Below are 24,481 nucleotides of genomic sequence, written 5' to 3' on the forward strand. Positions count from 1 at the left end.
ATGAAAACATTATATTTTGACTGTGGAATGGGCGCTGCCGGAGATATGCTGATGGCATCTCTCTACGAGATCTGCCCGGATAAAGAGAAATTTTTAAAGAACATGAACGAAATGGGTCTGCCGGGACTCTCCATTGAGGCGGAACCGTCAGTAAAGTGCGGAATCACAGGAACACATATGAAGGTGACGATCCACGGGGAGGAAGAGGAGAGCGTGGATGTCGATCTGCAGGGGCATGAGCACGAGCATCATCAGGAGCATAACCATGAAGATAGTCAGCATAGCCATGCTCACGATCACCACCATGATCATGAAGATACCCACCATGACCATAGTCACGAATCCCATCATCATGCCCACGAAATGGCAGAGTCAGCAGCAGAACAGACAGTTCACGAATGTATATATGATAAACAGGCTGATCAAAACCACGAGAATCAAAACGATCTCAATCACCCCCACACCCATGACCACGATCATAATTGCGGACATGATCATACCCACGATCATGGTCACCCCCACCACCATCACGCCAGCATGGCAGGTATTTCCCATATCATCGAGCACTTAAACCTCCCGGAAGAGGTAAAGAACGACATCGTGGCAGTCTACCGCCTGATCGCCGAGGCCGAGTCCCACGTCCACGGAAAGACCGTCGAGGAGATCCACTTCCACGAGGTGGGCACCGCCGACGCGATCGCGGATATCGCTGGAGTCTGCCTTTTAATGCATAGGATCGCCCCACAGAAGGTGATCGCATCCCCGATCCATGTTGGAAGCGGAAATGTCCACTGCGCCCACGGGATCCTGCCGGTACCGGCACCTGCGACAGCATTTATTTTACAGGGACTCCCAATCTACAGCGGAGATATCAGAGGTGAACTCTGCACCCCGACCGGAGCGGCATTGTTAAAGCACTTTGTGACAGAATTTAAGGAAATGCCGGTTATGCGGACCGCTGCCATTGGCTACGGTATGGGAAAGAAAGACTTTGAACGTGCAAACTGCGTGCGCGTCCTCTTAGGCGAGACAGAGGAGAATGGAAGTGAAGTGACAGAGCTCTCCTGTAATCTCGACGATATGACCCCGGAAGCCCTCGGCTTCGTTCAGGAGATCCTCTTTGCCGCAGGTGCCCTTGAGGTCTACACGATCCCGATCGGTATGAAGAAGAGCCGCCCGGGAATCCTTTTAACCTGCATGTGCCGCTGCAATGACAAAAAGAAGATGGTTTCCCTGCTCTTCAAACACACAACAACGCTTGGCATCCGTGAGAGTATCAGCAAACGCTACACCCTGACAAGAACGATAAAGGAACATGAAACTCCGTATGGTGTGGTCCGGGAGAAGGTTTCCGAAGGATACGGTGTGTGCCGCGGAAAATTAGAGTACGAAGATATTGCAAAGATCGCGAGAGAGAATGGAATGTCGTTAGAGGAAGTTAAGGAATTAGTAGAGAAATAGAGAGTGAACGTAAAAAGCAAGGAAGAACTTATTTTAGCTCTGCCTTGCTTTTTACATTGCATTGATAACCATAGAGACAAAAAGAACTAGCATCCTACTTCCCACGGTAAAAAGCTACTCTCTTGTACATATCATAACGAATAAAACACATTTTATCAAGTTACTCTAGTTTAAAATATGCGTTAAATTTAAAGAAAAAACAGGCGTAAAAGTGACCAAATAGTTCAATCGACATCCGTCGACTTATATGGTAAAATTATCCTGTGATGGAGCGGAAAGCGTGGATGCGTTTCTGATGTCCGGTGCCCTCTGGTTTTATAAGGAGGGATGTCATATGAATACAATGGAAGTATTGACTCTTTTATTGGTAATATTTTCGGCGTTGACCTATATTGACCACCATAACGACAAAAAGAACTAGCATCCAACCGACCAAAGTAAAATGCTAGTTCTTTTCACACTATAACATACTGAGGGCATCGGACGTATATCCGAGTACCTTTCTGTCTTCATTATAACTGGAGCGGCTTGTTTTTTCAAGCCGCTCCAGTTTAATTTTAACTATTTTATTCAGAAATTAGCCAAAATATCTCTTTAAGAGACCAGCAAATGCCTTGCCATGTCTAGCCTCGTCTCTTGCCATCTCGTGAACTGTATCATGGATCGCGTCAAGACCAGCGGCCTTTGCTCTCTTAGCGAGGTCTGTCTTACCGGCAGTAGCACCGTTCTCAGCCTCAACTCTCATCTCGAGGTTCTTCTTTGTGCTGTCTGTAACAACTTCGCCGAGGAGCTCTGCAAATTTAGCAGCGTGCTCAGCCTCTTCGTAAGCTGCCTTCTCCCAGTAAAGACCGATCTCCGGATAACCTTCTCTGTGGGCAACTCTTGCCATAGCGAGGTACATACCAACCTCAGAGCACTCACCGTTGAAGTTTGCTCTTAAGTCCTCAAGGATATCTTCGCTTACGCCCTGAGCAACACCAACTACGTGCTCAGAAGCCCAGCTCATTTCATCGCTCTGCTCAATGAACTTGGAAGCCGGTGCGTTACATACCGGACATTTCTCCGGAGCAGCCTCACCCTCATATACATAACCACATACGGAACAGACAAATTTCTTCATAGCGTTTTCTCCTTTTCATTTATAAAATATTGTGTTTTAAAATCAATAATAGTAACCGTTACTAATATTATATTCTAATTGACTCTGAATGTCAATAGAATTTTTATTTTTTTAGTATTCCTTTTTCCGGCAGTCCTCACATTCGCCGTAAAAGAAAACAGTGTGGGAATCGACCCGTCCCGGAAACGGAGCGGTGAGAAGATCCGAAGTGTCACGAACCAGTTCCAGAGGCATATCAATGATCGCTCCGCAAGTCTTGCACACAAAGTGATAATGCGGATCTGTGTTGTAATCAAAATGCTCCGATCCGTCTCCGCTGGAAAAACGCTGGATCTCGCCCATATCCGCCAGAAGCTTTAAATTGCGGTATACAGTTCCCAGGCTGATCTTCGGGTATTCTTTGCTGATCGTTACATAGACGGCGTCTGCGGTCGGATGATCCTTGCGGTTTTTCAGGCACTCCCGGATAGATTCGCGCTGGCGGCTGAATTTTAATGCTTTCATGGTGAACCTCCTTTCTGGATTTGTAAAGACCAAACAACAATAATAATGATAATTGTTATCAACATAATACCATTGGAGATATTCACTGTCAAGTATGAAGTGATAAAATTTTTTAAAACTGCTCAGACCATACATGAAATCAAATTCCTTGAAAACAGCTGATCTCAGCGCCAAAACACATGTATTTAACTGCGTACAATCTGTAGGAAAATTCCTTGAAAACACCTTAAGAAGTGTTTATACTGTTCTTATAATTGAAGGCAGCCGGAAAACTGTTCTTCAAAGCTGCTCATATTCCCGGCTTGGCACGGGAGTCCCTACGGCAGCAGGACCGGAATTTCTGTGCGATCCGTCCTCAAAACCCCACGAAACGGAGGTATTTCCATGTATAACAGACATATCCGCCACCTTGTGACAGAGCTTGGAAACCGTCTGTCGGATAAAGAATTCTTAAAAAAGATCGGTCTCAGCCGCCGCAGCATGCAGCAGCTCTTCAATAAAGACCACTGGGAAGTAATATTCGGGAAAGCATTCCCGGTGACAAGACGCTTTTCCTGCGCAGAAATCCTGGAATTCTGCCGCGAAGATATGGAAAAGCTCGCAAATGAACCGGAAGAAGGCTGGCTCTCCTTCACCTATAAATATTCGACCCACATTCTGTACCCTGATGGGGATTTCTCTGCGTCCGCGGCTCCCTATGCGCCGTCTGCGCTCTATTTCTTAAACGTACTCCAGTATTTCTTTGACGAAGAACGGAAAGTCATGCCGTTCGATCCCTACGATGATTTTCAGCTTCTAACCGAAGAAGAGTACGCGAATTTCGAGCGGGCAGGAGAGTATGCCCACTTTATCCGCGAATTCCGCGACCAGTATGTATATGAAATGATGCGCTTAAACCGTGAGGCGACCCCGTTCGAGACACTGGGACACATCGCAGGCGTCCACTACGTTGCGATGGCGGTGGCCCAGGGCCTTTATAAGGCAGGCGTGCCCATCGATCTGGCGCTGGCATCCGGCGCGGCGGCGGGACATGACCTCGGAAAATTCGGCTGCAAGCCAAACGAGCGGGTCCCGTACCTTCACTATTACTACACGAACCAGTGGTTCACCGCCTACCACATGGAAGGAATCGGCCACATCGCTGCGAACCACTCCACCTGGGACCTGGAGCTGGACAATATCTCCGTGGAGTCCCTGGTGCTGATCTACGCCGACTTCCGTGTAAAACAGATGCGCGGCGAGGACGGCCGGGAGATCACGAAGATCTACACCTTAAAAGATTCCTTTGATGTCATCCTCTCAAAACTCGACAATGTGGATGAGGCAAAACGGAACCGCTACCGCGTCGTTTACTCCCGCCTTTACGAATTTGAGCGTTACATGCGCTACAAAGGCGTGGATGTGGACCTCACAGGGAATCCGGACCCGGCAGAAAAAACGGTGGATATCGTTCTGCAGTCCGGAAAACAGATCGTCCGTTCCTACGTGTTCTGGGGAATCGAGCACAACATCGATGTCATGCACCGCCTCGGCACCGAGCGCCAGTTCGGAAACATCCTGGAGGCGGCCCGGAGCGAAAAAGACTGGAAGAATGTCCGCGCCTACTTAAACATGTTCAACGAATATTCGATCCACCTGAACCACCGCCAGAAAGAGCAGACCATCAGCTTCCTGTACGAGCTCCTCTTAAACCGTGAGGGCGATATCCGCAGACAGGCGGCGGCACTGATCGGAAAAATGTTCGCAGATTTCAATGCCGGTTACCGGAAGGAGCTGCCGAAAAACATGCCGGACCCGGATGACAAGACGGCTCTGACACTCTGGGAGGAGTACCTTGGACAGCTGGTGTGTCCGGACTACCGCCTGACGATCCAGCAGAAGCACAGGATCCAGAACTCCTTAAAATTTATCATGGTATCCGCTATGGAGCGAAGCTCCGAGAAGGTCCGGGAAGAGCTGTTTACCGTGTTCGTGAAGTGGTTTGACGGCCATCACCGGCTGGTGGGAGACCCGGTATTTTACCTGCTGGACTGCATTTTTTCCCTGCCGCTGGACCTCTGCAGCAAAGGAGACCGTCTGGAGCAGCTGATCCGCTTTGCCATCAGCCATATGGACGACCCGGATGAGAAGGTGCAGATCGCGGCCGTCCGCGTCTTAAAGGTTCTGACCCAGGCGGTGCCGCCGGAAAGCGCCTGCTACGAGATCGCCTGCGACGCGGCGCACCGGATCAATCCGAGAACGATCACGCTGCTGTTTTTACAGTACCGGATCTATACGAACCTGCGCCTGGACACCACTGCCCAGCGGGAAGTTCTCTATGGACACGATGTGGTCAGCGATATCTTCCTTGAAAACTTAAAATCCGCGACCCCGTGGATCTTGAAGTCCGTAAATATCAAGCTTCTTGCGGATCAGGTCGATCACGGAAAGAGGGATCACCTGCTCCACATCTGCGCGCACTTTTCGAACCTTATTAAGGTCAGCGAGCAGGTCGGTGTCCGCCATGACGCGGGCCGCGCGCTCCTGCGTCTTGCCCATTTACTGACAACAGACCAGAGAAATGAGATCGCGGTGGAACTCTTAAAGGGACTGGAAGTGGGAGAGTACGAGTTCTCCAAATACATCCCGGAATACCTCGGTGAGTTTGCCTTATGGCTGCCGCCGGAACAGCTTGATGACATCATTGAACGTCTGCATATCCTGCTGGCGAACGGAAATGAACGGATCGTGTCCGTTGCCCTCGATACGTTAGGAGTCCTTTTGGAGTGCTATTCGCGGTATACCGTCCGTTTCCATGAGTCCGAGGAAGTATCGGAAGAACGCCGCATGAAGCTTCTCGGCCTGATTTTAAGCTGTCTTGCAAACTACAGGGAGCAGGTCCGCCAGGAGGCACTGCTTGTCATCGGACAGCATATTTTCGGCTCACAGATCCTTGCGGAGAGAGACAAGAGCAGGATGTTCTCCCTTTGCGCAAAGAAACTCCTGTTCCTGTTAAATGAGAATAAGGGCGGCGAGCTGAGTCTCTACTACCGTGCTGCGACCCTGTCCCATATCGACCGTTTTATCGCCCACTACCAGTTGTTCGGCGGTCTGGTGGAGACCAGTACGCGGGAGAAGATCGCATTTTTCCCGGGAACCTTCGACCCGTTTACCTTATCCCACAAGGAGATCGCAAAGAAGATCCAGGAGCTCGGATTTACCGTATTTCTTGCCATTGATGAGTTTTCCTGGTCGAAGAAGACCCAGCCGCATCTGGTGCGCCGCCAGATCGTAAACATGTCCATCGCGGATGAGTTTTATGTTCATCTGTTCCCGGACAACACGCCGGTCAACATCGCGAACCCGGCGGATCTGCGCCGCCTGAGGGAGATGTTCCCGACAGAAGAACTCTATATCGTTGTGGGATCCGACGTGATCCACAACGCGAGCTCCTACAAGAAGGATCCGGAGGAGAATTCCATCCATTCCTTCAACCACATCGTCTTCCGGCGCCCTGGTGAGGCACATCCGACGGAGGTTTACGAGCAGATCACCGGAAAAGTCGTGCAGCTGGAGCTCCCGCAGGAGCTGGAGGATATCAGCTCCACGAAGATCCGTGAAAATATTGATAACCACCGCGATATTTCCAGCCTCATCGACCCGGTAGTCCAGGAATACATTTACCACAAGGGCATGTACCTGCGCGAGCCGGAATTCAAGCCGATCTTACGGGCGAAAGCTATCGCCTTCGAGAACGCGGCGGGCAGGGACCGTGAGGTACTGGACGAGCTTGGAAACACCGTTCTCTACGGACATCCGGACGCCCAGGCGATCCTGACAAAGATCCAGGTGGAGAATGACCGCCTGCTGATCTTAAGAAATACCGTGGAAGGTGAGCGCCCGGCGGGCTTTGTGAGCTACCGGGAGATCGGAAACGAGGATCTGTTCGGCGTCTTAAAGGACATGGAGCTGGCAAACCTGGTCCGCGGAAAGAGCAGCCGGGAGATCCTTCTGATCACAGGCATCTATGCGAGAGAGGACGGCACCGGGGACAGCGGGGTGATCCGCGATGCCCCGCAGCAGCTTCTCGTTGAAGTGCTGGCGAAAGAGTTGGAGAAAAACTACAGTTTCGCATTGTTTGTCGCGGAGCGCGGCACAGCGACGAAAGAGGTCGTGTACGTGCTGGAGAGACAGGGCTTTATCCGTCCGCATATGGCGGACGAGAACGACAAGCGGACGATCTACATGGTCGACATGCATGAGCCGTTAATGTTCCTGCATAACCTGGATACTACGATCAAGGAGCCGTTTGCCAGCAATCCGGCGGTTCTGGATGCTGTGGAGAAAAACCACAAAAAGCTTCAGATCGCTATGACGAAGCTGTATCCGGGAAATCTTGTACTGTCCTTGTCATCCGGCATCATGTATCATCGTCTTGTGGACCGGATCACGGCGCTCAACGATGTTCCGAGAGAGCCGCTGGTGCCGAGAAGACTCGGAAAGAACATGTGCGTTCCGTTCGGTAAGATCCTGCGTGGAAAGGTTGTGCCGAATACGGTGACGAAGACGCTGCATACCGATAAGGTCTATGAGCCGGATCTGAACAGCTTTACGATCGAGCCGTTCCCGTACTACTCACCGTTAAAAAGCCAGATCGAGACCATCAAGTCCTTCGATCGGCCGGTGATCCTGGTGGATGACCTCGTCCACACGGCGAACCGGCTCCAGGTGCTCGTTCCGCAGCTCAGGGAAGACGGGATCCCGATCAAGAAGGTCGTCGTGGGCGTCCTGTCCGGCTACGGCCGCGACCTGATGCAGTGCCTGAAGGTGCCGGTGGAGAGCATCTACTCGATGCCGAACCTGCGCCAGTGGTTCGTGGAGTCTACACTGTATCCGTTTATCGGTGGCGATACCGTGCGCCGTGAGGAGATGAAGGTTGCGGGACTTCAGCCGTCCATCAACATGATTCTGCCCTACGCGACGCCGAGACTTTCCGGCTGCAGCCGGGAGGCGCTTGTGGAGTTCTCGGCCTGCTGTATCGAGAATTCCAGGGATCTTTTCCAGGTCCTTGAAGCGGAATACCGGAAAATGTACGCGAAAAACCTTACCCTTTCACGCCTCTCCGAGGCCGTCATCCTGCCGCTCTGCCCGGATAAGGGAAGCTGTATGGAGTATGATGAGAACCTGGCGGCGTCAGTATATCTGGAGAATGATCTGGAGACGCTGTGGAGGATGAAAGAGTTTCTGATCAAGGGATAAAATGCTGAACGCCGTCTGGAATTTCGAGAGGCTGAGGGCTTAAAAGGAAGATCTGCGATAATCGTGGGCTGTGTATCAAAGCCGTAAGGTCGGCAGACCTGAATGGCTTTGGTGCATGGCAGTAAAATATGGAAATCAGGGGGAATGAAATTATGGTAACCTATTATAAAATCGGAGACATGTTTTGCGCGTCCGCGCACGGTGATCTGCCATATGAGAAAACAGAGAAACCGGCAGCAGGAACAAAGCTCACCTGGCTCTTTACCGGCGGACCTGGCAGCCGCCGCGCCTCATTTCTTGTAAACCATCCGGCAGAACTCTTCATGGAGAAAGAGGATGTCAGCTGGTTAAACACAAACAGATTAAATGCGTCCGCATACGACGGACAGACCAGGGAACTCCCGGCGGATCTCCTCGCGCAGCTCGATGCCGGAACACTCCGCGCGGTAAACGCGTCCCACCCGAAATTTGAGGAGATCCTGGCATATAAGCCGAAAGAGGGCAAAAAGCGTGTCCATGTTCTGGCGATCGGCGATGTGGGCAGCATGCTCTTAACAGGTCTCCATCTTCTCGGCGGAGATGTGATCTCCTCCATCGGAATCTGTGATATCTCCGACAAGGTGACTGCCCGCTGGGAGTTTGAGGAGAACCAGATCGCCTATCCGTGGGACTATGACGCGATGCCGGAGGTGGACGTTGTGGACCAGGATCACCTCTTTGACTGTGATGTGTTCGTATTCGTGGCCTCAAAGGGAATCCCGCCGGTCGGTTCCGGTGTCAAGGATGTCCGCATGTACCAGTTCGAGAACAACTCAAAGATCATCGGACATTACGCGAAGATGGCGAGAGAAAAGAACTTTAAGGGCTTATTCTGCGCCGTCTCCGATCCGGTGGACCCGCTTGCGAAGACCGCGTTCCTTGAGAGCAACAAGAATGAGGCAGGAGAGTACGACTGGATGGGACTTCTCCCGGAGCAGATACAGGGATTCGGCCTCGGTGTTATGAATGCGAGAGCTGCATATTATGCAAAACGTGATCCGAGGTTTAAGCAGTTTTTGACGGAAGGCCGTTCCTTCGGACCGCACGGACAGGATCTCGTTATCGCGGATTCCATCGAAAACTACAACGATGAGCTCTCAAAAGAACTGACAAACCTCACCGTCACCGCAAACCTCCACATGCGCGCCATCGGCTACAAACCGTTCGTTGCCCCGGCGTTCTCATCCGGCGCGATCTCGATCCTGATGACGCTCAGAAAGCAGTGGCACTGCGGTTCCGTGTTTCTCGGCGGCGTTTACATGGGCGTGAAGAACCGCTATACAGAACATGGCCTCGAGACGGAGGCACTGGCGCTGCCGGACGCTTTGTATGAGAGGATCGTGTTCGCGGCTGAAAATCTTGCGAAGATCGTGTAGAGGTTGTTTCTGCGGCGAAGGCTAGAATATAGAAAAATGCTGATCTGATTTGTCCCGGCAGGTTTCCCGTATGTCGGGGAGAACTGCCGGGATTTTTATACGTGCCGTGTTGAGGATGGAAAGCCGTTGTTATAAAAATATCAGTGATCATGTATATTGAGTGAAGCAGATTTATCAGGGAGAGTGATACTTCATGGAGAGTGACAGATTGTTAGTTCTATATCCGCAAAAACGAGGCCCGGAGAAAGAACGGTCGCGTATGGACGAGGTTTTGAGGGCGGCGCTTGACGGGATCGATACCGAGATCGTGGAAGATATGGAAATTTTGGAGCAGGATCCCTTCAAATATCGTGGACGCAGACTCCTGTTTGCAGTTCCACTTGGGAGAAATGGCATCAACCGCGGTTACTACGAAGTTCTCGCCTGGCTGCGGGGCGGTGACCAGGTCCTCGCGGGGGCGACTGCTGGGATGATCATCGACGCGGAGAGCGAATTCTACACGAAAGCGACGGCAAGAGAGCTTGCGGTGGCGGCAAACCGCGCCGGATGTGCCTTTGTCGGCCGCCCGCTGGTGGAAGGAACCGCCTCCCTCGATAACTACCTGATCCAGGCTGCCAATATGAACACCGATCGGTTCGGCGCTTATAAAAAGAGCGCTGCGATCCTGGCACATCAAATTCTGGAAGAAACATGGCAGCCGAAAGAAGAATCGCACCTTCTGGTCCTTCACGCCTCAAACCACAGGACCTCCAATACCCTGGCGATTTGGCAGAAAGTAAAGGAGTGCCTGGATGAACGGATCAGGATTCAGGAGATCAACCTGCGAAACGGCACTCTCGTGGACTGTTCGGGATGTCCATACCAGATGTGCCTGCACTTTGGTGAGCAGGGAAAATGCTTCTACGGCGGAGCCATGGTGGAAAATATCTACCCGGCGGTCAAGTGGGCTGACGCGATCCTGCTCCTCTGTCCAAACTACAACGATGCCCTGTCCGCGAATATGACGGCGTTTATCAACCGCCTGACAGCCCTGTTCCGGACCACACGGTTCTACGACAAAGCCCTGTTCGGAATTATCGTATCCGGCTATTCCGGCAGTGACCTTCTCGCTGGGCAGCTCGTAACAGCCCTCAATATGAACAAGACCTTCTACCTCCCGGGCAATTTCTGCATGATGGAGACAGCCAACAACGCCGGTGCTGCCATGAAGCTTCCGGGTATCGAAGACAGGATCAAGGAATTTAGCGAAAAAATGACGCATATACTGATAAAAGAGACACAAAATAGCTGATACAATTTTTGAATTTCAAGCAATTGTGCGTCAAAACTTTACATCACGGAAGTGAACAACTGCAATTATGAGAAAAGCAACGAATAGCTGAAAGATTTCAGACGTTTACAAAAATTACTAATATTTGTTGCAAAAGTAACAATAGAGATGTATAATATGTTCGTAAGCTTCCTTTGCTGAAACATTGTGCAAAGGAACAGAAAAAGGAGGTAGAAAGATATGAGAAAGAGATTTTCCGCAGCAATGGCACTCGCATTATCCTGTGCAATGGTACTGACCGCTTGTTCCGGCGGCAGCAAACCGGCAGAGACAACAGCAGCCGCAGCTGACACTACTGCAGCAGCAGCTGAAACAACAGCAGCCGCAGCAGCCCCGAGTGGTGATGCCCAGAAGTTAACAATGGGTACTGGCGGAACCACCGGTACATATTACGCATTCGGTGGTGTAATCGCGAATGTATTAAACAGCAAAGACATCGGAGTGAACATTAACGTTCAGTCTACCGGTGCTTCCAAAGCAAATATCTACCTTGTAAACGACGGTGAAGCAGACCTCGCGATCGTACAGAACGACGTTATGGACTATGCTTACAACGGAACTGACCTCTTCGCAGAAGAAGGCGCAGCAAAAGATTTCACAACAGTTGCAGCCCTCTACGCTGAGGTTTGCCAGATCGTATCCTCCGGCGATATCAAATCTGTCGCTGACTTAAAGGGCAAGAGAGTATCCGTTGGTGACGCAGGCTCCGGTGTTGAGTTCAACGCACGTCAGATCCTCGAGGCTTATGACATCTCCTTCGATGATATCCAGGTCAACAACCTCGGATTCGGTGATTCCGCAGATGCATTAAAAGACGGCAAGATCGATGCTTTCTTCTGTACAGCAGGCGCACCGACAACAGCGATCGTAGAGCTCGCTACAACAAATGCGATCAACCTTCTTGAGATCGATGACGAGCATGCGAAGAAGCTTGCGGATGCACATCCGTTCTACACAACATACGCAATCCCGGGCGGCTCCTATAAGGGCGTTGACGATGATGTTCAGACAGTTGCTATCAAAGCTACTCTGATCGCATCCCCGAAGCTCTCCGAAGAAACAGTTTATAACCTCACAAAGGCTATTTTCGATAACAAAGATGAGATCGCTTCCACACATGCAAAGGGCGAAGAGCTTGATCTCGAATATGCGGTTTCCGGTATTTCTGTTCCGTTCCATCCGGGTGCTGAGAAGTACTTCAAGGAAGTAGGAGCAATCAAGTAATTACCTTGAAAAACAGGAAAGTAAGATTCTTTACAGTGGCAGCAATAATCACGGCAATTATTGCTGCCACTCTTGCCTATACCTTACGAAGCGGAGACTATCTGGTCCTGAGGAACGGAGACACAAACGCAGAATATGCCCGCTTCCGGGTAAAAGAGGGGGATGAGTTTTCTGTAACGTTCATCCACTCGGTAAATAAGTATCCGTTGACGGACGTTTACGAGATCCGCGACCACAAGATCTACGTGATCCGCACGATCTACAATAATTTCGGCGCGGGCGTGCAGACAGAGATCGAGGATGGGCAGACGCTTACGTATGATGAAAACGGGGAGATGGTTGTTTCCGGGTTTGACAAGGAAATGCCGTATCTCTCATATATTGTGGGTACGGTCTCGGACCACACACTCACACTTCACGGAAAAGAAATCAGTTTGAGGGATCTCTGCGGACGAAACAGCAAAGTAGAGTTCTCCTGTGAACATAAAGGATTCTAAGCGTTAAAAGAGTTTCGGACATATCCGGCGCCTGTTTGTATAGGGGGTATACAGGGGCAGCGCCGGAAACGAAATATAAAGGAGGGATTGGTATGGCAGAGAAAGACAACATGAAAGTCAACACATCTCCGGTGGCTGATGTGGAGACCGGTACCGCCGAAGACGTCGAAGCCATCATGAAAAAGTACGACCGTGAATCGAATACCCGAATCTGGGAAGGCACCCCGAAGCAGGTCATTCGTTTCCTTCTGGCAGCGTTTTCAGTTTTAATGCTCTATATGAACCTGTTTGCAAACTGGGATGAGCGTGTAAGACGTTCCCTGTTTGTCGGTTTTGTAATTATCCTTTCATTCCTGGTATATCCGATGAAAAAGGGAAGCTCAAAAAAGAATTCCGTTCCGATCTACGATATTATCCTTATGGTACTCGGAGCCGGTGCTTACTTCTATTTCGTATTTAACTTTAAAACAATTATCGGCCACGCGACACGAATCAGCCAGACAGAGGTTATCGTTGGCGTGATCGGTATCCTGATTTTAGCAGAAACATGCCGCCGCGTTGTAGGTATTCCGATCCTCTGTGTGGCGACATTCTTTGTAGGTTACGCGTTTTATAACGGACTTGGACAGGGCAGAGCCTTCGCGGTAGTCTTAAAGTCCATCGTTTACAACCTGTTCTATACGACGAGTGGTGTTATCGGTACTCCGATTGGTGTCTGCTCCACGTATATCGCACTGTTTATCCTGTTCGGCGCTTTCCTTGAGGCGACCGGTATTTCTGAATTCTTCATTCAGTTAGCAAACTCCTTGGCAGGCGCTTCCACAGGCGGACCGGCAAAGGTAGCGGTTATCTCCTCTGCTCTCTGCGGTATGGTATCCGGAAGCTCCGTTGGTAATACAGTAACGACCGGTTCCGTAACGATCCCGTTAATGAAGAAGACCGGTTATCAGGGCGAATTCGCAGGTGCCGTTGAGGCAGCTTCCTCCACCGGTGGACAGATCATGCCGCCGATCATGGGCGCCGCCGCATTCTTAATGGCTGAGATGGTAGGCGTTCAGTACGGCGAGATCGCGATGAGAGCGATCTTCCCGGCACTCCTCTACTTCACAGGTATCTTCATTACTGTACACCTTGAGGCAAAGAGACTTGGCTTAAAGGGTATCCCGAAGGATGAGCTTCCGAAATTCGGACCGTTATTTGTCCGTCAGGGTTATCTTCTTATTCCGTTAGTTGCCCTTGTTGCAATGGTTATGATGGGCTACACGATGTCCCGTGCAGCGATCATCGCTACCGCCCTTGCAATCCTTGTCAGCATGCCGAATAAAGAAACAAGAATGAACCCGACAAGATTCATCAACGCGTTGGAGGCAGGCGGTAAGAATACACTTTCCGTAGCTGTTGCCTGCGGCGTTGCCGGAATCATCGCCGGTGTCGTAACAATGACCGGTCTTGGACAGCTCCTGATCTCCGCAATCGTCGGCGTTGCCGGTGACCGCGTGATCGTAGCATTATTCCTTACTATGTTAACCTGTATCGTTCTTGGTATGGGTGTTCCGACAACTGCAAACTACATCATTATGGCTACCACATGTGCACCGATCCTCGTAAACGGTATGGGAATCAACAAGATCGCTGCCAACATGTTCGTATTCTACTTCGGTATCGTAGCAGATATCACACCGCCGGTTGCTCTTGCAGCTTACGCAGGATCCGCGATCGCGAAATCCAACCCGATGAAGACCGCGTTAAACGCATCCCGTCTTGCGATCGCAGCGTTCATCGTACCGTATATCTTCGCGTTTAACCCGGCAATGTTATTTATCGATACAGGCGTTCTCGGTGTTGTAACGATCATCGTAACATCCCTGATCGGTCTGTTCGGTGTTGCAGCCGGTCTTGAAGGCTACATGTTTGCAAACCTGAACGTGATCGAGCGGCTTCTCTCGATCATCGGCGGTCTCTGCCTGATCATTCCTGGAACCGTGACTGACCTTGTCGGCATCGTTCTCGTCGGAATTTCAGCGGTGCTGCAGATCATGAAAAAGAAGAAAGCGGCTGTGGCATAGAAGAAATGGATGAAAGTTATATCGGAGTATATTGCAAAGGAAATTTGCATATGATATAATGGCTAAGAAAGAAATAGAACATAGTTCAAATTTACACAAAATGAAACCCCTCAGAGCGGCATCTCTGAGGGGTTTCTTCTCGTTTTATGTAGTTGAGCATCTACAGGTTAGTTACCGATCCAGTTTACTGTCTAACCATTTGATGATGTAGTGACACACCACACCAGCCATGACAGCAACTATAAAAGAAAAAACATAATCCAAATTTACACCTCCTTTCTGTCACCAGATTGGAGTGGGTAACGAGACGAGTATATCATAGGCAGGAGAAAATTGATAGTTACTCCAGTATAAAACAGAGATAAAAAATAGACTTTTGTGAGGAATATTTGTGTATGAGGAGATCCCTGTTTTCATTGATTTTATCTTGCAAGCGACATTAAAGTATGCTACACTTTCCGTAAAGTTTACCACTGTATCTGCGTAAAGAGAGGAAGGAAAAACGATGGAATTATTATATGGAAGTACCCGCGGCGGGGAGACTGGCGTGACAGCATCCCAGGCAGTGTTAAAAGGACTTGCAGATGACGGCGGTCTCTACGTTCCGGAGCGCATCCCGACGTTGGACGTGACGATGGACGAGCTTGCCGGAATGACATATCAGGAGACGGCATACGCAGTTATGAAACAGTTCCTGACCGATTACACGGAAGAAGAACTGAAATACTGTATTTCCCATGCATACGATGAGAAATTCGACACAGAGGAGATTGCACCGCTCGCAAAGGCGGACGGCATGTATTTCCTGGAGCTGTTCCACGGAAAGACGATCGCTTTCAAGGATATGGCACTCTCCATTCTGCCGTACCTTATGACAACGGCTGCAAAGAAGAACCATGCGAAGAACGAAATCGTGATCCTGACCGCTACATCCGGAGATACCGGAAAGGCAGCTATGGCCGGATTCGCTGACGTTCCGGGAACAAGAATCATCGTCTTCTATCCGAAGAACGGAGTAAGCCGTGTTCAGGAGCTTCAGATGCTGACCCAGAAGGGCGCAAACACATCTGTAGTCGGAATCGAAGGAAACTTTGATGATGCCCAGACAGGTGTAAAGAAGATCTTTGGCGATAAAGAATTCGCGAAAGAACTGGATGCTATGGGATTCCAGCTTTCCTCTGCAAATTCCATAAACATCGGCCGCCTTGTTCCACAGGTCGTTTACTATGTATACGCCTACGCGAAGCTTCTCGCAAACGGTGAGATCGAAAAAAATGAGAAGGTCAACGTCGTAGTTCCGACCGGAAACTTCGGAAACATCCTGGCAGCGTACTTCGCAAAACAGATGGGTGTTCCGTTCGGTAAGCTGATCTGCGCGTCCAATGACAATAAGGTCCTGTATGACTTCTTCCGGACAGGCACATACGATAAGAACCGTGAGTTCATCCTGACCACATCCCCGTCCATGGACATCCTCGTCTCCAGCAACTTAGAGCGCCTGCTCTACTTAAGCTGCGGAAGAGATGCCGCAAAGACAAAGGCGATGATGGAGCAGCTCTCCACAAACGGAAAATACGAGATCACTGAGGACATGAAGGAATTCATGAAGGACTTTGCCGCAGGCTACGCAGATATGGAAGAGAATGCGAAGGAGATCCGGAAAGTGTTCGATGATACCGGATACCTGATCGACACCCATACAGGCGTTGCAGCAGCCGTCTACGAGCAGTATAAGGCGAAGACCGGCGATACCACAAAGACTGTGATCGCGTCCACAGCAAGCCCGTACAAGTTCTCCAGAAGCGTTATGGAGGCAGTCCTCGGAAAGAAAGAGGATGCCGATGAGTTCGCCCTGATCGATGAGATGGAGCGCATTTCCGGCGTGAAGATCCCGCAGGCCATCGAGGAGATCCGCGACGCGAAGATCCTCCACAACCGTCAGTGCAAGCCGGAGGAAATGGAAGAAACTGTGAAACAAACCTTTTCAAAGTAGGGTAAATCGGTTATAATAAAATTATCATGACAACAGTACCTGTTGGGAATAGATGGCGTCTGCTCCGCATATAAATGGAAACAGACGGCAGATCCGGCGGGACAGGCTGTTCTGTCAAAATAACGATTCAAATGGAGGCCTATATGTTAGTAACAGCGAAAGAAATGCTTGAGAAAGCAAGAGACGGCAAGTACGCAGTAGGACATTTCAACATCAACAACCTTGAGTGGACAAAAGCGATCCTGCAGACAGCAGAGGAACTGAGATCCCCGGTTATCCTGGGTGTTTCAGAGGGCGCAGGAAAATACATGACAGGCTTTAAGACCGTAGTAGGTATGGTAAACGGTATGCTGGAAGAGATGAAGATCACTGTTCCGGTAGCTCTTCACTTAGACCATGGTACCTACGAGGGATGCCTAAAGTGCATCGATGCTGGATTCTCCTCCATCATGTTCGACGGTTCTCACTACCCGATCGAAGAGAACGTTGAGAAGACAAAAGAACTGATCCGTATCTGCCGTGAAAAGGGAATGTCCCTCGAGGCAGAGGTTGGAGCGATCGGCGGCGAGGAAGATGGCGTTATCGGTATGGGCGAGTGTGCAGACCCGAACGAGTGCAAGATGATCGCTGACCTCGGAGTTGATATGTTAGCAGCAGGTATTGGAAATATCCATGGAAAATATCCGGCAAACTGGAAGGGCTTAAGCTTTGAGACACTTGCAGCTGTCAAAGAGGCTGTAGGCGATATGCCGCTCGTTCTCCACGGCGGTACCGGTATTCCGGAAGACATGATCAAGAAAGCGATCTCCCTCGGCGTAGCAAAGATCAATGTTAACACCGAGTGCCAGCTCGCGTTCGCAGACGCTACAAGAAAGTACATCGAAGCAGGAAAAGACCTTGAAGGAAAGGGATTCGACCCGAGAAAACTCCTTGCGCCGGGTGCAGAAGCGATCAAGGCGACCGTAAAGACAAAAATGGAGTTATTCGGTTCTGTCGGCAAAGCTGACTAAGCCGTTTAGCTTGCATTATCATGCAGTTAAAAATGTTCTCCCTAGTATCAGGGAGAACATTTTTTCAAGCTAAAATTGAAATTCAGCCGAAATACCCTGGCAGACCATGATTGGAACAGGCTGAATATTTACAGGTAATTCTCATACTTTTTAAAGTACGATTTCACCCCATGCCATAACGGGCAGCTTATACAGAATTGAGGAGGAAAACTATGAGCGAAACTATCAATGTGGAGGCAATCTTCGGAGAGAATGTCTTTAATGACTCCGTGATGAAGGAACGCCTTCCGAAAAGCGTCTACAAGAAATTAAAGCAGACCATCGAGGATGGCAGCGAGCTGGATCCGACGATCGCGGACGTGGTTGCCCATGCGATGAAAGACTGGGCAGTCGACAACGGCGCGACCCACTATACCCACTGGTTCCAGCCCCTTACCGGTGTGACCGCTGAGAAACATGATTCCTTTATCGGAAATTTTGATTCTCAGGGAAAAGTTTTAATGGATCTCTCCGGAAAAGAGCTGATCAAGGGTGAGACCGACGGTTCTTCTTTCCCGTCCGGCGGCCTGCGCGCGACCTTCGAGGCCCGCGGATATACCGCTTGGGACTGCACTTCCGCGGCATTCTTAAAGAAAGATGCAACCGGCGTAACACTCTGTATCCCAACCGCCTTCTGTTCCTACAGAGGCGAAGCCCTCGATAAAAAGACCCCGCTTCTCCGCTCCATGCAGGCCATCGACAAAGAGGCGACAAGAATCTTCCACCTTTTCGGACACACAGAAGTAAAGCGTGTTACCCCGTCCGTAGGACCGGAGCAGGAGTACTTCCTGATCGATCGCGACAAATATTTAAAGAGAAAAGACCTGATCTACACCGGACGTACCTTATTCGGCGCGATGCCGCCGAAGGGACAGGAGATGGATGACCACTATTACGGTGTTATCCGCGAGCGGATCGGTTCCTATATGAAAGAATTAAATGAAGAACTCTGGAAGCTGGGCGTTACCGCAAAGACCCAGCACAACGAGGTCGCTCCGGCACAGCACGAGCTGGCAACGATCTACACAAAGGCAAACCTTGCCGTTGACCACAACCAGATCGTTATGGAGACAATGAAAAAGGTTGCAAGCCGTCACGGAATGGCGTGCCTGCTCCATGAAAAACCGTTCCAGGGCGTCAATGGTTCCGGTAAACATAACAACTGGTCCCTGGCTTCCGACACCGGTATCAATATGCTTGATCCGGGTGTTACACCGCATGAGAATATCCAGTTCCTTCTGGTCCTTGCCTGCATTATGAAAGCGGTTGACCGCCATGCGGATCTGCTCCGCCAGTCCGCGGCTGTTCCGGGAAATGACTTCCGCCTTGGCGCTCAGGAGGCACCGCCTGCGATCATCTCCATCTTCGTAGGTGAGCAGCTTGAGGATGTGATCGACCAGCTGATCTCTACAGGCTCCGCGACCCACTCCAAGACCGGTGGTACATTAAAGACAGGTGTTACCACACTTCCGGACTTCGATAAGGACGCAACCGACAGAAACCGTACCTCACCGTTCGCGTTCACCGGAAATAAGTTCGAGTTCCGTATGGTCGGTTCCTCCGATTCTGTTTCATCTGCAAACGTTGTATTAAATACCATCGTTGCTGAGGCGTTCAAAGAGGCGGCTGATGAGCTTGAAAAGGCAGACGATTTTGATCTCGCTGTCCATGATATGATCAAGAAACTTCTTGCTGATCACCGCCGTATCATCTTCAACGGCAACGGCTACAGCGAGGCGTGGGTAGAAGAGGCAGAGCGCCGTGGACTTCCGAACTTAAAGTGCATGGTAGACGCGATCCCGTCCCTCGTTACCGAGAAAGCGTTCAAGCTGTTCGGTGACTTTGGTGTATACACGAAGGAAGAGCTGGTGGCAAGAGCGGAGATCGAGTATGAGTCCTACGCGAAATCCGTAAATATCGAGGCGAAGGCGATGATCAATATCGCAGGAAAGCAGCTGATCCCGGCTGTTGTCCGCTACACAACCGTTCTCGCTCAGTCCTTAAGCGCTGTGAAGGCTGCATGCCCGGAAGCTGACAACAGTGTCCAGACAGAGCTTCTCATCGAAGTTTCAGATCTTCTCTCCGACATGAAGGTTGCCCGCGCGAAGCTCGAAGACCTGGTAGAAGAGTATCAGCACATCGACAGCATGGAAAGGCGCGCCCACTTCTGCTACGACGAGATCATCCCGGCGATGCAGGCTCTGCGTGACCCGGCAGACCAGCTTGAAATGATCGTAGACAAGGAATACTGGCCGATTCCGAGCTATGGGGATATGATCTTTGAGGTGTAAGAGACCTCTAAATAAGAATACATAGTATGACAATAAAAGCGCCGCCCTGCGGGAGAAGATCCTGCGGGGCGGCGTGTTTTAAATCTGTAAACTTTGGGCATATTTGAAGGAAATTACGTCCCGTGGTGCAGTTTGGGTATAGGACTGCTCTTTGTGCATAAAGTCAATAATTTCATTTTTACTCATATACCCAAGCTTTTGGATTACCATATCCAGAATTTGTTTATCTTCATTTGTAAGCGAGGGAAAAGTGTGATTTCCATCTAAAGAAAAGTGATATGCAGTGGTTTCTCCCATATCAACTTCCTCGCAAGGAACATCTTTTAAATCTATAATAGAATTATGAGCTACAGGGACAGCACCCATGGGCAACGCCCGATAGACTAGTCCGGTGATTGCGGTATTCCGAAGCTTATATGACAATGCGTCGGCATACCACATCAATTTCATGAGTTTTACCTTATAAAGATTTGTGATTTTATCAGAAGCAGCAAAATAGCGAATAACATCTACAACTTTATCTAAAGAAAGCACGGTATTTCCCTGCAAAAGCTGGTTCTTCTGGAACATAGCGTAGTTTGCCTCAATTGCCTTTCGTAAATAGAGATCCTGATCTTTTTCATATAAAGCGGTTGCGGCTGAAAAATATCTTTGATATGCATCTGCCGCTAAATGTTGTTTTGCATTTGCTAAAAGGGATAAAAACCATTCGGGGTCTTGATCCAGTTTTTTTAAAATTGTATCATGCGCCCGATCCTGTACCTGGTGGCTTTCATAACGGGTAATTGTCTTAGCACCCCATCCAAGAAGCGTGCATAAATCAATCTGGCTGATCCCATATTTTGACCGAATAGCGATGATTTCAGAAGAGGTTAAAAGGTTTTCTGCTTCGCGATATGCATCTTTCAGGCGGATATCATTCTCCTGAAGCAGCTTTTCATCCATATAGAATTCTTCGGCCGTATCACAATAAAAATAAACAGCATCATAAGTGATTTTTATATTTTTGAAAGTTGCCTGTTCACGAACAAGAACGGTTTTCACTTCATGCTTTTCCATACAGCATGTACATAAATGTTCTTCGGAATTAATGATCTTCATGATCATGAAAACACCTCCTGTTTTTTATTGTAGGGGAACATATCAGGTGTAAATGCCCGTTCGGCAAAATGGAATGACATTATAAAGGTTGTGGTTTCACCGTATATTCCCAGAAGTTCAACTCGTATTTTAATATATACATCATCATGGCTATTATATACTTTGCCAAATTCACGCATTTCACTTCTTTTTGGAAAACGCAGATCTTTTACTGTCCGCATATAATTCTCGGAAGATAGTGATAAAAGTTCTCTTTTTAATGCGTCAACAGGATTCTCATCCGGAAATAGGGTACGGACCGTATATTGGTTGGTATATTTTTCAGGACGATTCTCATCTACAAGACATTTTTCCTGAAAATTGATTTTTGCCCCATGGGTGAGGGCAAATCTTAAGTTCTGAATGTAAGATTTTACGTAACTATTCAGTACCTTCATAGTTACACGCAAAAATCCATTCCAGATCAGCTTCGCTGATGGGATTTTTGCCCTCCAGCCTGTGTTTTCTTACGGTCAGCGCAGCAAGTGCGCAGACCTACTGAACAGTTACGATTTTACATCTAATTCACTTTCTATTCTTGCTGCAGTAGTTTCAGCCAAGTCAGTTGTCCTCCAATCCACACAGGTATCAATTGATACCTACATTATAATGTTCATAATTTTAAAAGTCAATGAAAGATTAACTGGAAATTTGATAGTACCATATATGCAATAAATCGGAGATGGGAAAAGATATCTATGGAACCTGCCCAAAGCAGCTGCCGGGTACATAGAAACAAAAAGGATCATATATTGACTCGAATGCCAGTATATGATCCTTTAAGTCCTAAACTAATAAGCTGTGATTTGAATTACTTCGGTCCACCCGTCTGATATTCAGTCAGATTCGACGATGAGAAAGAAGAACCTGGACTTCCAGGCGCAGCCGTACCGGAAGAACCGGAACTATAGTTATAGTTTGTATTGGAGCTTCCCGGCCCGGTCATGCTGCCGGTGTTTGTATAATAAGGGTTATTGCTGCCTGCTGCATTGCCGCCCGGCACTGTAGTTGATGCAGAGCCAGAACTGGAGCTTCCGGAACCTGAGCTGCTGTTGGAGTATCCAGGTCCGCTGGTCTGATAACTGCCGGAGGTGCTTGTTCCACTGTTGGAAGTGGAAGTAGATGTACTGTTTGAAGTTCCCGGACCGCCTGTCTGGTAATTACCAGCCGACATACCCGTATTCGTCTGGGAAGATCCGGCAGTCGTGGCTCCGGTCGCAGTGGTCGTCGAACCACCCGGCGCGGATCCAGCCGCAGCATTTCCGCTTCCGCTATTACCCGTAGTAATCCCATTCTGCGCATTCCTCGCCGCCGGAGTACCTATATAATTTCCGTTCGCCACAGTCCCGGCCGTTCCCGGCGTATAAACACTTCCCGCCGAGCCGCCGTCGATCGCGGACGTCTCACTCAGACACACACCGTTCTGGTTAAATGTATAATTCACATTATTCACAACAAATGACCCGTTCGCGATCATCTTGCCATCCGCCGGATTCAGATAATAATACCTTCCGCCGTCATTCAGCCATCCCGTGATCATATGTCCGGCCTGATTGAAATAATACCAGCTCTTATCGATATGCTTCCAGCCCACCGCCATCACACCGGACACGGTGTCCATATAATACTTGTTCGTTCCGTCACTCTGCCATCCGATGACCATCCGCCCGTCGGTGTGGAGATAGTAGAACTTTCCGTCAAGCTGCATCCATCCGGTCATCAGCTTTCCTTCATTATTGAAGTAATACCAGTAACCGTCAAGCTTCGTCCAGCCAGCCGCCATCGCGCCGCTTGCGTCAAAGTAGTACAGCAGGCCGTCGATCGTCTGCCAACCCGTCAGCATCGTTCCATCCTGCTGGAGGAAATACCGCTTTCCATCAATATCCGCCCATCCGCGGACAAGCTTACCGTCGCTGTTAAAGTAGTAATACTTCCCGTCCATCTTCCGCCATCCGGTCACCATAGAGCCGTTGCCGCGCATATAGTAATAATCGTTTCCGATCCGCAGCCATCCGGTCACCATCGCACCGTTTAACAGGTAATAATACGTTCCATCAACCTGAATCCAGTCCTTCGCCATCGTACCGTCGGAGTTTAAGTAATACCACGCGTCCTCCGCCTTCAGCCATCCGGTCTTCATCTGTCCGGTAGTAGGGAGAAGGTAGTAATACTGGTTGTCGAGAAGCAGCCAGCCCTTAAACTGGGTTCCGTCCGCGTTCAGATAATACCAGCTCTGCCCGTCATTGATCCAGCCCGTCTGCTTTACATAATTCTTATAATAATACCATTTATCCCCGATCAGCCGCCACCGGTTCGCCGGAAGCTTGCTGCTCAGATCCTTAAAGGTAAAGTTGATATCCACATTTCCGTTGATACCATTTACCGTTCCCTGGTTCGACGCCTGCCACATTGCCGCACCCTGGTAAGTCGGCTTCGAGTCATAACGGGCAACCCACACGTCATAGTGGACCTTCGTCATGTCGATCTTATTGCTGATCCAGTAATCATTCGTGTAGACCATCGGATAATATCCAGCCGTCTCCACCTTCTTACAGAATGCGTTGATAATATCAGAGACCTGTGCAGGAGTCAGGCTGTTCATTTCCTGCGCCTCCACATCGAGAACTACCGGGTAGGAGATTGGATAGTCCTTGATAAGGTTTAGGACAAAATCAGCGTCGGATTCCGCCATCGCTGTAGTCGTCGCGTAGGAATAAAGGTAAACACCGACGCGGAGTCCCGCCGCCGCTGCCCCACGCACATTCGTATCAAAATACGGATCCACCGCATTGTTGTACCGCGTTCCGATCATCGCGAACTGGATATCATCATCGGCGACCGCGGACCAGTTGATATTCTGCTGCCACTGGGAAACATCGATGCCCCGGGACAGGATACCGGTAAGCACGGAACCATCACTTCCAATATAGGAGCCGGACGCGTTCTTCTGCCAGGAAGCCGCCCATACCGGAACCGCCGGACTCACCGCGGAAAAAGCCATGACGGCACTTAAAAGAAGCGCCGCCGCCCGTTTCTTTTGTCTCATGGAAATCCCCCTTTAAATGTTGTACATAAAAATTCTTATCTTGCAGGCTGACAGACCTGATGCCGGATGTAGCTGCCGGTACCAGGCAGCGCTGTACTTCCGAAACC

General features: G+C 49.7%; 15 protein-coding genes. 10 read left to right on the forward strand and 5 right to left on the reverse strand.

Features of this window, described 5'->3' with window-relative positions; all coding sequences use genetic code 11:
• On the forward strand, positions 1 to 1,461 hold the full coding sequence (gene larC / locus DWY93_RS10060) for a nickel pincer cofactor biosynthesis protein LarC (protein WP_117470535.1): 1,461 nt from the start codon (positions 1 to 3) through the stop codon (positions 1,459 to 1,461).
• Between the two features lie 577 nt (positions 1,462 to 2,038).
• Here the strand turns inward: larC and DWY93_RS10065 are convergent.
• Together DWY93_RS10065 and DWY93_RS10070 are read right to left on the reverse strand one after the other, a co-directional pair.
• Positions 2,039 to 2,581 (reverse strand): NADH peroxidase, encoded by a 543-nt coding sequence (locus DWY93_RS10065; RefSeq protein ID WP_117470536.1) that lies wholly within the window; start codon positions 2,579 to 2,581, stop codon positions 2,039 to 2,041.
• 111 nt (positions 2,582 to 2,692) lie between these two features.
• On the reverse strand, positions 2,693 to 3,085 hold the full coding sequence (locus DWY93_RS10070; protein WP_117470537.1) for a transcriptional repressor: 393 nt from the start codon (positions 3,083 to 3,085) through the stop codon (positions 2,693 to 2,695).
• Between the two features lie 384 nt (positions 3,086 to 3,469).
• On the opposite strand from DWY93_RS10070, the gene DWY93_RS10075 reads away from it, so the two are divergent.
• The 9 genes from DWY93_RS10075 to DWY93_RS10115 all read left to right on the forward strand — a co-directional run bounded on the left by DWY93_RS10075 (position 3,470) and on the right by DWY93_RS10115 (position 20,188).
• Positions 3,470 to 8,323, forward strand: coding sequence for a cytidyltransferase-related domain protein (locus DWY93_RS10075; RefSeq protein WP_117470538.1), 4,854 nt, complete (start codon positions 3,470 to 3,472; stop codon positions 8,321 to 8,323).
• 152 nt (positions 8,324 to 8,475) lie between these two features.
• Complete coding sequence (locus DWY93_RS10080) at positions 8,476 to 9,738, forward strand: lactate dehydrogenase (protein ID WP_117470539.1); 1,263 nt, start codon at positions 8,476 to 8,478, stop codon at positions 9,736 to 9,738.
• A 193-nt stretch (positions 9,739 to 9,931) separates the two neighbouring features.
• A complete protein-coding gene (locus DWY93_RS10085) occupies positions 9,932 to 11,029 on the forward strand; it encodes an NAD(P)H-dependent oxidoreductase (protein ID WP_117470540.1) in 1,098 nt (365 codons plus the stop codon).
• A 219-nt stretch (positions 11,030 to 11,248) separates the two neighbouring features.
• Positions 11,249 to 12,292: a TAXI family TRAP transporter solute-binding subunit gene (locus tag DWY93_RS10090; protein WP_117470541.1), complete on the forward strand. Its 1,044-nt coding sequence runs from the start codon at positions 11,249 to 11,251 to the stop codon at positions 12,290 to 12,292.
• 35 nt (positions 12,293 to 12,327) lie between these two features.
• A complete protein-coding gene (locus DWY93_RS17175; protein ID WP_158553043.1) occupies positions 12,328 to 12,789 on the forward strand; it encodes a DUF1850 domain-containing protein in 462 nt (153 codons plus the stop codon).
• A gap of 92 nt (positions 12,790 to 12,881) precedes the next feature.
• A complete protein-coding gene (locus DWY93_RS10100) occupies positions 12,882 to 14,855 on the forward strand; it encodes a TRAP transporter permease (RefSeq protein ID WP_117470543.1) in 1,974 nt (657 codons plus the stop codon).
• Between the two features lie 505 nt (positions 14,856 to 15,360).
• Positions 15,361 to 16,848, forward strand: coding sequence for a threonine synthase (gene thrC / locus DWY93_RS10105; protein WP_015552275.1), 1,488 nt, complete (start codon positions 15,361 to 15,363; stop codon positions 16,846 to 16,848).
• A 143-nt stretch (positions 16,849 to 16,991) separates the two neighbouring features.
• On the forward strand, positions 16,992 to 17,858 hold the full coding sequence (fba, locus tag DWY93_RS10110) for a class II fructose-1,6-bisphosphate aldolase (protein WP_015552276.1): 867 nt from the start codon (positions 16,992 to 16,994) through the stop codon (positions 17,856 to 17,858).
• Between the two features lie 212 nt (positions 17,859 to 18,070).
• Positions 18,071 to 20,188: a glutamine synthetase III gene (locus DWY93_RS10115; RefSeq protein WP_117470544.1), complete on the forward strand. Its 2,118-nt coding sequence runs from the start codon at positions 18,071 to 18,073 to the stop codon at positions 20,186 to 20,188.
• Between the two features lie 78 nt (positions 20,189 to 20,266).
• Here DWY93_RS10115 and DWY93_RS10120 read toward each other — a convergent pair whose 3' ends face one another.
• From DWY93_RS10120 to DWY93_RS10130, 3 genes are all read right to left on the reverse strand, one after another.
• On the reverse strand, positions 20,267 to 21,295 hold the full coding sequence (locus DWY93_RS10120) for a type II TA system antitoxin MqsA family protein (RefSeq protein ID WP_117470545.1): 1,029 nt from the start codon (positions 21,293 to 21,295) through the stop codon (positions 20,267 to 20,269).
• The gene (locus DWY93_RS10125; RefSeq protein WP_117470546.1) at positions 21,292 to 21,726 is read right to left on the reverse strand and encodes a hypothetical protein; all 435 of its coding nucleotides are present in this window, start codon (positions 21,724 to 21,726) and stop codon (positions 21,292 to 21,294) included. Before DWY93_RS10125 ends, DWY93_RS10120 begins: the two co-directional genes overlap by 4 nt.
• Before the next feature lie 413 nt (positions 21,727 to 22,139).
• Entirely contained in the window at positions 22,140 to 24,374 is a 2,235-nt protein-coding gene (locus DWY93_RS10130; protein WP_117470547.1) for a GH25 family lysozyme, read from the reverse strand.
• Between the last annotated feature and the right edge of the window lie 107 nt (positions 24,375 to 24,481).

Source organism: Clostridium sp. AF28-12 (assembly GCF_003435225.1).
Lineage (GTDB): Bacteria > Bacillota > Clostridia > Lachnospirales > Lachnospiraceae > Pilosibacter > Pilosibacter fragilis.

What these genes read in the sequence shown, in the direction of transcription:
- DWY93_RS10065 (WP_117470536.1), bottom strand. Translation starts at nt 2,581, where the DNA reads ATGAAGAAATTTGTCTGTTCCGTATGTGGTTATGTATATGAGGGTGAG.
- DWY93_RS10090 (WP_117470541.1), top strand. Translation starts at nt 11,249, where the DNA reads ATGAGAAAGAGATTTTCCGCAGCAATGGCACTCGCATTATCCTGTGCA.
- thrC (WP_015552275.1), top strand. Translation starts at nt 15,361, where the DNA reads ATGGAATTATTATATGGAAGTACCCGCGGCGGGGAGACTGGCGTGACA.
- DWY93_RS10080 (WP_117470539.1), top strand. Translation starts at nt 8,476, where the DNA reads ATGGTAACCTATTATAAAATCGGAGACATGTTTTGCGCGTCCGCGCAC.
- DWY93_RS10120 (WP_117470545.1), bottom strand. Translation starts at nt 21,295, where the DNA reads ATGATCATGAAGATCATTAATTCCGAAGAACATTTATGTACATGCTGT.
- DWY93_RS10085 (WP_117470540.1), top strand. Translation starts at nt 9,932, where the DNA reads ATGGAGAGTGACAGATTGTTAGTTCTATATCCGCAAAAACGAGGCCCG.
- DWY93_RS10115 (WP_117470544.1), top strand. Translation starts at nt 18,071, where the DNA reads ATGAGCGAAACTATCAATGTGGAGGCAATCTTCGGAGAGAATGTCTTT.
- DWY93_RS10100 (WP_117470543.1), top strand. Translation starts at nt 12,882, where the DNA reads ATGGCAGAGAAAGACAACATGAAAGTCAACACATCTCCGGTGGCTGAT.
- fba (WP_015552276.1), top strand. Translation starts at nt 16,992, where the DNA reads ATGTTAGTAACAGCGAAAGAAATGCTTGAGAAAGCAAGAGACGGCAAG.
- DWY93_RS10070 (WP_117470537.1), bottom strand. Translation starts at nt 3,085, where the DNA reads ATGAAAGCATTAAAATTCAGCCGCCAGCGCGAATCTATCCGGGAGTGC.
- DWY93_RS10130 (WP_117470547.1), bottom strand. Translation starts at nt 24,374, where the DNA reads ATGAGACAAAAGAAACGGGCGGCGGCGCTTCTTTTAAGTGCCGTCATG.
- larC (WP_117470535.1), top strand. Translation starts at nt 1, where the DNA reads ATGAAAACATTATATTTTGACTGTGGAATGGGCGCTGCCGGAGATATG.
- DWY93_RS10075 (WP_117470538.1), top strand. Translation starts at nt 3,470, where the DNA reads ATGTATAACAGACATATCCGCCACCTTGTGACAGAGCTTGGAAACCGT.
- DWY93_RS10125 (WP_117470546.1), bottom strand. Translation starts at nt 21,726, where the DNA reads ATGAAGGTACTGAATAGTTACGTAAAATCTTACATTCAGAACTTAAGA.